At 74.8% G+C, this 9,270-nt stretch carries 7 protein-coding genes and 1 pseudogene; 5 read left to right on the top strand and 3 right to left on the bottom strand.

Annotated features, from left to right (window positions below; all coding sequences use genetic code 11):
- Nucleotides 1-608: pseudogene (locus ABTY20_RS34025) on the bottom strand (winged helix-turn-helix domain-containing protein); the annotation flags it as partial.
- Between the two features lie 66 nt (nt 609-674).
- Nucleotides 675-1,928, bottom strand: a complete 1,254-nt coding sequence (locus ABTY20_RS34020) for an FAD-binding protein (protein ID WP_352001008.1) — start codon at nt 1,926-1,928, stop codon at nt 675-677.
- Nucleotides 1,929-2,084: 156 nt separating this feature from the next.
- Here ABTY20_RS34020 and ABTY20_RS34015 point away from each other — a divergent pair, with 156 nt between their 5' ends.
- From ABTY20_RS34015 to ABTY20_RS33995, 5 genes are all read left to right on the top strand, one after another.
- Nucleotides 2,085-3,407: a radical SAM protein gene (locus ABTY20_RS34015; RefSeq protein WP_352001007.1), complete on the top strand. Its 1,323-nt coding sequence runs from the start codon at nt 2,085-2,087 to the stop codon at nt 3,405-3,407.
- Between the two features lie 237 nt (nt 3,408-3,644).
- Nucleotides 3,645-5,117, top strand: coding sequence for a cellulose binding domain-containing protein (locus ABTY20_RS34010; protein WP_352001006.1), 1,473 nt, complete (start codon nt 3,645-3,647; stop codon nt 5,115-5,117).
- A gap of 255 nt (nt 5,118-5,372) precedes the next feature.
- A complete protein-coding gene (gene rsgA / locus ABTY20_RS34005; RefSeq protein WP_352001005.1) occupies nt 5,373-6,473 on the top strand; it encodes a ribosome small subunit-dependent GTPase A in 1,101 nt (366 codons plus the stop codon).
- A gap of 60 nt (nt 6,474-6,533) precedes the next feature.
- A complete protein-coding gene (locus tag ABTY20_RS34000) occupies nt 6,534-7,925 on the top strand; it encodes a bifunctional transcriptional activator/DNA repair enzyme AdaA (protein WP_352001004.1) in 1,392 nt (463 codons plus the stop codon).
- The gene (locus ABTY20_RS33995) at nt 7,925-8,416 is read left to right on the top strand and encodes a methylated-DNA--[protein]-cysteine S-methyltransferase (RefSeq protein ID WP_352001003.1); all 492 of its coding nucleotides are present in this window, start codon (nt 7,925-7,927) and stop codon (nt 8,414-8,416) included. The genes ABTY20_RS34000 and ABTY20_RS33995 overlap by 1 nt, the downstream gene beginning before the upstream one ends.
- 37 nt (nt 8,417-8,453) lie before the next feature.
- Here ABTY20_RS33995 and ABTY20_RS33990 read toward each other — a convergent pair whose 3' ends face one another.
- A complete protein-coding gene (locus ABTY20_RS33990) occupies nt 8,454-8,936 on the bottom strand; it encodes a DUF456 domain-containing protein (RefSeq protein ID WP_352001002.1) in 483 nt (160 codons plus the stop codon).
- Nucleotides 8,937-9,270: the final 334 nt, after the last annotated feature.

The raw sequence follows: 9,270 nt of genomic DNA, 5'->3' as shown, positions 1-9,270 counted from the left end.
CCTCCTCCGCCTTGCATCTGCACGCACCAAGCCCCGCTCGGGTCGGCCACGACGCACCGTCGGTCGCGGCCGACCTGATCCAAACGAGAGGCCCTGGGCCGGTCTGGCTCAGCCCGGCCCCGAGCACCCGCGCGCCCTCCGCCCCGGCCCGCGCCACCACCGCCTCCACCGCCGCGGCCACGTGCTCCACGACCCGCTCGGGCCGGTTCTCCCCGGAGCGCACGCCCTCCTCGGCGCGGGCCGGCAGGTTCAGCGCCAGGTCGAACAGTTCGACCCGGACGTAGGCCTCGGCCAGGTCGACACCGATCAGCACGCCCCCCCGGCGCGTTGACGGCCACCAGCCCCCGGGGACGGCCGCCGGCCGAGTCCTCGAAACCGACCTCGGTGATCATGCCGAGGTCGAGCAGCTCCCCGACCAGGGTGGCGACGGTGGCGAGGCTGAGCCCCGTGGCGGCCGCCAGCTCCTGCCGGGAGGTGGGCGAGGCGGCGATGATCTGGCGCAGCACCCGGTAGCGGTTGGCCGTACGGATGTCCCGTGACGTGCGTCTCACCGGGCTGCCCCTCCCTGCCGGGCCGGGCCGACCGGGTCCGGCGCGCGGCAAGGCCATGGGGAGGCGGACCGTTCGACAAGGGACGGGGAAAGGAGCCCGACGGAGCCCGGAGGGGGCCGCGCGTCAGCCGCCCAGGACGTCCCGGACGAACGCGTTGGTGAACGTGCCGGCCGGGTCCAGGTCGTGGACGAGGGCCCGGAAGTCGTGCAGGCGCGGGTAGCGGGCGCGCAGCTCCGCCGCCGGCGTGGTGAACACCTTCCCCCAGTGCGGCCGCGCCCCGAACGGTGCCAGCGCCTCCTCCACCCGCGCCACCACGGGCAGCACCGCCGCCGTGTCCTCGATCCAGGTGAAGTGGACGGCCACCGAGTCCCGGCCGTGGGAGGGGCCGATCCACTGGTCGTCGGCGGCGACGGTGCGCACCTCGCAGGTCTGCAGCACCGGGGCGACCGTCTCCCGGATGCCGTCCACCGCCCGCAGCGCGGCGACCGCCGACTCCCGCGGCATCAGGTACTCCGACTGCAGCTCCGCCCCGCTGCTCGGGGTGAACTCCGCCCGGAAGTGCGGCAGCCGCTCGTGCCAGGGCCCGGCCACGCCGAACTGCTCGGTGCAGTTCACCGCGGGCATCCCCGGCACCGGGTGCATCTTCTCGGTCGCCGGGGGCGCCCAGGGGAAGTCCGGCAGCGGCTCGTCGGTGCGCCGCTTCACCCACACCTGGCGGAAGCCCGGCGCCCGCCAGTCGGTGAACAGGCTCACGCTGTACGCCGCCGACATCACCGCCTCGAACGCGGCCCGGTCCATCCCCTCCAGCGGCATCTCGGTGAACACGTGCTGCTCCACCTCGAAGGCGGGCTCCAGGTCCAGGGTGAGCGCGGTGACCACACCGAGCGCGCCCAGCGAGGTGACCGCGCCGCCGAACCGCTCGTCGCCGCGCGCCACGGTCACCGTGGAGCCGTCCGCCGTGACCAGTTCCACCGCGCGCACGGACGAGGCGAGCGGCCCGTTGCCGACACCGGAGCCGTGCGTGCCGGTGGCGACCGAGCCGGCCACCGAGATGTGCGGCAGCGACGCCATGTTCGCCAGCGCCAGTCCGTGCCGGTGCACCTGCCGGGCCAGCTCGGCGTAGCGCACCCCGCCGCCGACCCGTACCGTGCGGGCCGTCGTGTCCACGTCGATCCGCGGGGGCAGCGCCTCCAGGGAGAGCAGGACGCCGTCCGCACCGGCCTCGGCGATCTCGTTGAAGGAGTGCCCGCTGCCGAGGGCCCGCACCCGGGGGCTCTCCGCGACCAGCGCGCGCAACGCGTCCAGGCTCCGCGGACGGTGCAGCTCCTTGGCGGCGTACGTGATGTTGCCCGCCCAGTTGGTCACGCTCTCGGTCATCCCTCGTCCTTCCCTTCCGGCGGGGACCGGGAGGGCCCCCGCCGGAACCTACCCCGGGAGCGGTCCACGCCGTCCGGGGGGACCCGGCGCCCCGGACGTCCGGCCGGGGGCATACCGTGAGGAGTCGTACGTCCGCACCGGGAGGAGAACAACGGGATGGGCAGCCGTACCGCGCTGGTCGAAGATCTGATGGAGCGGTTCCCGCACGTGCCGCGCGAGGCCGTCTTCAAGGAGGACCTGCTGCGCGGCGGTGTGGCCTTCGACCCCTCCGCGCTCAGCGACAACGAGGGCGGCGAGGTCAAACCGAAGTCGTACTTCATCTTCTCCTTCGACCACGGCACCCTGCCCGAGCTGGGCGAGGCCGCGCTGCGCCGGCCGCCGGAGGAGATCATCCTCACCGGCGGCCCGTACGACCTGCGCCGCACGGTCGTGTCGGTGCGGGTGAACCCGGCGTCCCCCTACCGGGTCGCCGCCGACGAGCACGGCGTGCTCGGCCTCTACCTCGACGGCAGGCGGATCTCGGACGTCGGCGTGCCGCCCATGCCCGAGTACTACCGGCACACCCTGTCCAACGGGAAGTCGGTCATGGAGGTCGCCCCCACCATCCAGTGGGGCTACCTGATCTACCTGACCGTCTTCCGGGTCTGCCAGTACTTCGGCGCCAAGGAGGAGTGCCAGTACTGCGACATCAATCACAACTGGCGCCAGCACAAGGCGGCCGGCCGGCCCTACACCGGGGTGAAGGACGTCGAGGAGGTGCTGGAGGCCCTGGAGATCATCGACCGGTACGACACGGCGAAGGCCTCCACCGCGTACACCCTCACCGGCGGCGCCATCACCAAGACCGTCTCCGGACGCGACGAGGCGGACTTCTACGGCCACTACGCCAAGGCCATCGAGGAGCGCTTCCCCGGCCGCTGGATCGGCAAGGTCGTCGCCCAGGCGCTGCCCAAGGACGACGTGCAGCGCTTCAAGGACTACGGCGTGCAGATCTACCACCCCAACTTCGAGGTGTGGGACGAGTACCTGTTCAAGATGTACTGCCCCGGCAAGGAGCGCTACGTCGGCCGTGACGAGTGGCACCGGCGCATCCTCGACTCCGCGGACGTCTTCGGCGCGCGCAACGTCATCCCCAACTTCGTCGCCGGCGTCGAGATGGCCGAGCCCTTCGGCTTCAAGACGGTCGACGAGGCCATCGCCTCCACCACCGAGGGCCTGCGCTTCTTCATGTCGCACGGCATCACGCCCCGCTTCACCACCTGGTGCCCCGAGCCGACCACCCCGCTCGGCAAGGCCAACCCGCAGGGCGCCCCGCTGGAGTACCACATCCGGCTGCTCCAGGCGTACCGGCAGACCATGGAGGACTTCGGCCTCTCCTCGCCCCCCGGCTACGGCCCGCCCGGACCCGGCAACGCGGTGTTCTCGGTCAGCTCCTTCATGGACAGCCTCCCCGCGCAGGAGTCCGCCGAGACGGTCTGAGACACCGGGCCCGGCGCCCGCCCCGCGCGGGATCCGGAAGGCCGGGACCGAGACGTCCCGGCCTTCCGCGCGCGGGATCCCGGCGACGCCCCCCGAGGGTGGCCGCGCCGCCACACGAAGTGAGGGAAGCGCTTGTCAGTTGTGTCGGGGACGTGAAAAGCTCTGCCACTGCCGCGAGGTTTCCCCAACTTCATTGCCCCCATGGCGAGTTGACCTCGTTCGTGATGCGGGAGTCCCATGCCCGACCTGCCGACCCCCCAGGACGCCGCCGAGACGGCGCTGTTCTCCGAGTGCTGGGACGCGGCGCTCTCCTACGCCGACCTGTGCACGGCCGGGTCCGCCGCCGCGGCGGACCTGGCCCGCGAGGCCTTCGCGCAGGGCATACGGGAACTGCGCGAGGCCGGGTCGGGCACCGTCCGCGGCCACGGCCGCCGCCCTTCCCGGCTGCCCCGGATCCCCCTGCTGCTGACGGCGGTCCGCACCACGGCGGCCGCCTGGGAGGCCGCGGGACGGGGACACAAGCTCGACCCCGACCTGCGGCTGTGGCTCCACTCCGAGCAGGCCGCCCGCCACACCGGTCCGCCACTGGACCGCCCGGTCGCCCTGCGCGGGCTGCGCGATCTGCAGCCCGCGGACGCCGAACTGCTCTGGCTGGCCGAGGCGGAGGCCCTGCCGCTGCCCCTGGTGGCCCGCCGGCTCGGTCTCGACCCCGCCACCGCGGCCGACGAACTCGCCCAGGTCGAGCGCCTGTTCCGGGACCGCTGCCACCGCAACCACCTCGACTCGCCCCTGGACGCCGAGTGCCGCAGCTACGCCCGGCTCCTCGACGCCGTCAGCCGCTCGCCCGCCGCGGACACCCCCGACGACCTCTCCCGGCACCTCGCCACCTGCCACCGGTGCGCCGAGGCGGCCGCCTGCCTGCGGCTGCACGGCGGGGGACTGCCCGGCGCGCTGGCCGGCGGGGTGATCGGCTGGGGCGGCCTCGCCTATCTGGAACGCCGCCGCCGCGCCGCCGAGGCACGGCTCGGGGCCGGCCGCCCGGACCGGACCGACCCCGACGGCGGCCGCCCGGAGCCCGGCACGGACCGGACGCGCCTCGCCCGGCACGGACCGCCGGCCGCCGCCCTCCTGGTCTCCCTGATCGCGCTCGCGGTCTCCCTGATGCCGTTCGGCGGCACGGCCGACGAGGGCGCCGCGCCCCCGGACGCCGACCGGCAGCCGGTGGCCGGCCCCGGCTCCTCCCGGACCCCCGCCCCCACGGCCTCCCCGGACGCCCCCTCCCCGGAGCCGTCCGCCGGGCGCACCCCGGACCGCGGGGATCCCGGCCCCGACCCCGAACCGCAGGGCACCACCACCACCTCCACCACTGCCGCCGCGCCCGCGACCGGCGGACCGGCCGCCTGCCGGGTCGGCTACGACCTGGTCAACGAGTGGCCCGACGGCTTCCAGGCCACCGTCACCGTCACCACCCGCGACCCCCTCGACTCCTGGCGCGTCGGCTTCGCCTTCCCCGACGGCCAGCGGATCACCCGGATGTGGGACGCCTCGTCCGACCAGGACGGCCCCCGCGTCACCGCCACCGCCGCCGACTACAACAGGACGGTCGCCGCCGGCGGGAGGATCGCCTTCGGCTTCCTCGCGTCCCGCGACGGCGCCAACCGCCCCCCGTCCGGCTTCACGCTCAACGGCCGCACCTGCACGACCGCGTGACACGGGGGACCGGAAAAACAGGTTGACGGGCCGGGGCGTCCGCGGGCTACTGTGGCCCCGGATCACACGGTGGCCGTACGCCGCCGTACCGGACCGTTCGCGGAGTGAGGAGGTGTCGACCGATGGCTGTCATTGCGCCGGGCGCTGCCCGCATCCAGGAACCCATCACGTCCACCTCCGTGGCCACCGGCTGACCTCACCCTTTCCTGTCCGCGTACGCGGCCGCCGGGGCCACCCATCCGAAGGGTCACCCCCTTGAGTTCCCTCTCCACCTCCCCTTCCTCCGCGCTCGCCCCCTACGGCTGGGACGACGCCTGGGCGGACGCGTTCGCCCCCCACGACGCCGAAGGGCTGCTGCCGGGACGTGTCATCCGGGTCGACCGCGGCCAGTGCGACGTCGTCACCGCCGACGGCACCCTGCGCGCCGACACCGCCTTCGTCACCCCGCACGATCCCCTGCGGGTCGTCTGCACGGGCGACTGGGTCGCCGTCGATCCCGGCGGGAACCCGCGCTACGTGCGCGCGTACCTGCCGCGCCGTACCGCCTTCGTGCGCTCCACCTCCTCCAAGCGGTCCGAGGGGCAGGTCCTCGCCGCCAACGTCGACCACGCCGTCGTCGCCGTCTCCCTCGCCGTGGAACTCGAACTCGCCCGCATCGAGCGGTTCCTCGCGCTGGCGTGGGAGTCCGGGGCGCAGCCGGTGGTCGTCCTCACCAAGGCCGACCTGGTGCCGGACGCGGCGACCCGGGCCCACCTCGTGCAGGACGTGGAGACCAGCGCGCCGGGCGTGCCCGTCCTCACCGTCAGCGCGCAGGACGGGGAAGGGCTCGAGGTCCTCACCGCGATCGTGGCCGGCGGGACCTCGGTCCTGCTCGGGCAGTCCGGCGCGGGCAAGTCCACCCTGGCCAACGCCCTCCTCGGCGAGGACGTCATGGACGTCCGGGCCACCCGGGACGTCGACGGCAAGGGCCGCCACACCACCACGACCCGCAACCTGCTCACGCTGCCCGGCGGGGGAGTCCTCATCGACACCCCCGGCCTGCGGGGCGTCGGCCTGTGGGACGCCGGCAACGGCGTCGGCCAGGTGTTCGCCGAGATCGAGGAGCTCGCCGGGGACTGCCGGTTCCACGACTGCGCCCACGGGAGCGAGCCGGGCTGCGCGGTCCTCGACGCCGTCGAGACCGGTGAGCTGCCGCAGCGCCGCCTGGACAGCTACCGCAAGCTGCTCCGGGAGAACCAGTACATCGTCGCCAAGACCGACGCCCGGCTCCGTGCGGAGATCCGCAGGGACTGGAAGCGCAAGAACGCCATCGGCAGGGCGGCGCTGAGGGCCAAGCAGCAGGGCCACCCGCGCTGACGCACCTCCCTGTCCGATTTCCGCCAGCCGGGGCTCCCCGGCCGGCGGAGACTGGACGGTGTGAGGAACGAGGACAGCAGGTACGAGGCGGTGCGCAGCCGGGACGCCCGGTTCGACGGGGCGTTCTTCTTCGCCGTGGAGACGACCGGCATCTACTGCCGGCCCAGCTGCCCCGCCGTCACCCCGAAACGCCACAACGTGCGGTTCTTCCCGACCGCGGCCGCCGCGCAGCGCTCCGGGTTCCGCGCCTGCCGGCGCTGCCGCCCGGACGCCGTGCCCGGCTCCGCCGAGTGGAACGTGCGGGCCGACGTCGTCGGCCGGGCCGTGCGGCTGATCGCCGACGGCGTCGTCGACCGCGAGGGCGTCGCCGGACTCGCCGCCCGGCTCGGCTACAGCGCCCGCCAGGTGCAGCGCCAGCTCACCGGCGAGCTCGGGGCCGGGCCCGTCGCGCTCGCCCGCGCCCAGCGGGCGCACGCCGCGCGCGTGCTCCTGCAGACCACCGGGCTGCCGGTCACCGAGATCGCCTTCGCCGCCGGATTCGCCAGCGTGCGGCAGTTCAACGACACCGTGCGGGCCGTGTACGCCACCACCCCCAGCGGGCTGCGCGCCGCCGCGCCCCGCCGGGGCCGGGCCGCCGCACGGACCGCCACGCCGTCCGCCGGGATCCCCCTGCGGCTCGCCCACCGCGGTCCCTACCAGGCGGGACCCGTCTTCGACCTGCTGGCACGCGAGGCCGTCCCCGGCGTCGAGGACATGAGCGGCGCCCCGGGCGCCCGCACCTACCGGCGCACCCTGCGGCTGCCCCACGGCACGGGCATCGCCGCCGTGGAGGAACGCCCGCACACCGGGGCGGGCACCCGCCCCGGCGGCTGGCTCGACGCCCGCGTCCACCTCACCGACCTCCGCGACCTGACCACCGCCGTACAACGCCTGCGGCGGCTGTTCGACCTGGACGCCGACCCGTACGCCGTCGACGAACGCCTGGGAGCCGACCCCCGGCTCGCCCCGCTGGTCGCCGCCCGGCCCGGACTGCGCTCACCGGGGGCCGCCGACCCGGACGAACTGGCGGTGCGGGCGCTGGTGGGCCGCGACGAGGCCGCACGGCTGGTCCAGCGGTACGGCAAGCGGCTCGACGCCCCCTGCGGCACCCTCACCCACCTGTTCCCCGAAGCCGCCACCCTCGCCGGGGCGGAACCCGGCGGCACCGCGGGCGAGCTCACCGCCGCCCTCGCCGACGGCACCGTACGCCTCGGACCCGGCGCCGACCGGGACGAGGCCCGGGCCGCCCTGGCCGCCGTCCCCGGCCTCGACGCCCGTACGATCGCCGCGATCCGCACCCGTGCGCTCGGCGACCCGGACGTGGCCCCGCCCGGGCCCGGCGTTCCCGACAGCTGGCGCCCCTGGCGCTCGTACGCCCTGAACCACCTGCGTGCCGCAGGGGAGTTGGAGTGATGATGACCACCTACTGGACCCGTGTGGACAGCCCCGTCGGACCACTGCTGCTCACCGCGGCCCCGACCGGCGAGCTGACCTCGCTCTCCGTCCCCGGCCACAAGGGCGGGCACACCGTGCTCGACGACCGGCGGCACGACCCCGGACCGTTCCGCGAGGCCGAGCGGCAGCTCGCCGCGTACTTCGCCGGCGACCTCAAGGAGTTCCGGCTGGCCGTGAGCACCGCCGGCACCCCCTTCCGGGAGAAGGTGTGGGCCGCGCTCGACGACGTCCCCTACGGGGCGACCGTCTCCTACGGCGAGATCGCGGCCCGGATCGGCGCGCCCCGGGCCGCCGTACGGGCCGTCGGCGGAGCGATCGGCGCGAACCCGCTGCTCATCGTCCGCCCCTGCCACCGGGTGATCGGTGCCGACGGATCGCTGACCGGATACGCCGGCGGCCTGGAGCGCAAGGTCCGGCTGCTCACCCACGAGGGCGTGCTGCGGCCGTGAGCCGAGAGGGCCGGGAGGGCCGAAAGGGCCGGGGGGCTCAGCCCCAGAACACCGCGCCCAGCCACGCCGCCGTGATCAGCTGGCAGGTGAACAGCTCCGTCAGCACGCTCCAGCCGCCCGAGCGCATCGCCGTCCGCAGCGCCGCCACCGCCTCGCGGCGGCGGCCCAGCCGGAGCCGCTCACAGACGTAGACCCCGGCGAGGAAACCCGGGACCGCGCCCACCACCGGCAGCAGCACGAAGCCGGCGAGCGAGCCGCAGCCCGCGTACGCCAGCATCCGGCCGTCGTGGCCGTCCGCCCGCAGCCGGCGCGGCGGCAGCGCCCAGCGCACCACCTGGGACAGGAACAGCACGACGGTCGCCCCCACGCACACCCACCAGGCGACGGGCCGCGGATCCTTCAGCGCCCACCACAGGACCCCGGCCCACACCAGCCACGACCCGGGCACCCCCGGCAGCAGCACTCCGCACAGTCCGAGCAGGAGCACCAGTCCGGCGAGCAGGAGGTCCCACGCTCCCATCCCTCCAGGGTGCAGGAGGCCGGGGAGCGGCGCAGGACGGAACGTCCCGGCGGGCCCGTGCCGCACAGCCGTCCCACCGTTCAGCCGGCGGGCCGCCGCGCCGCGCCGCGGGGGCGGGGATTTTCCCGATGCCCCGTCTCCCTCCGGCCCGCGCGGTGGACAATCGGGGGCATGAGCCAGCAGGCGGGAAGGCCCACCGGCCCCGAGGACGACTGGTGGGGACAGCTGTACGACGACGCCACCGGCGACACGGGCCCGGCGCCGGCGCCCGATTCCCTGGACGTCATTGAATTGATCACTGGTCGCAAATGGAACATTTCCCAACTGACTGAAA

It is taken from the genome of Streptomyces sp. NPDC126497, from assembly GCF_040302425.1.
In the GTDB taxonomy this organism is placed as follows: Bacteria; Actinomycetota; Actinomycetes; order Streptomycetales; family Streptomycetaceae; genus Streptomyces.
The sequence above is the reverse complement of the archived record's forward strand: the minus strand, read 5'-3'. Positions and strand labels throughout refer to the sequence as shown.

Bases quoted from the DNA above. Each gene is read 5' to 3' on its own strand.
- ABTY20_RS34020 (WP_352001008.1), bottom strand. From the start codon at position 1,928: ATGACCGAGAGCGTGACCAACTGGGCGGGCAACATCACGTACGCCGCC.
- ABTY20_RS34015 (WP_352001007.1), top strand. From the start codon at position 2,085: ATGGGCAGCCGTACCGCGCTGGTCGAAGATCTGATGGAGCGGTTCCCG.
- ABTY20_RS34010 (WP_352001006.1), top strand. From the start codon at position 3,645: ATGCCCGACCTGCCGACCCCCCAGGACGCCGCCGAGACGGCGCTGTTC.
- ABTY20_RS33995 (WP_352001003.1), top strand. From the start codon at position 7,925: ATGATGACCACCTACTGGACCCGTGTGGACAGCCCCGTCGGACCACTG.
- ABTY20_RS33990 (WP_352001002.1), bottom strand. From the start codon at position 8,936: ATGGGAGCGTGGGACCTCCTGCTCGCCGGACTGGTGCTCCTGCTCGGA.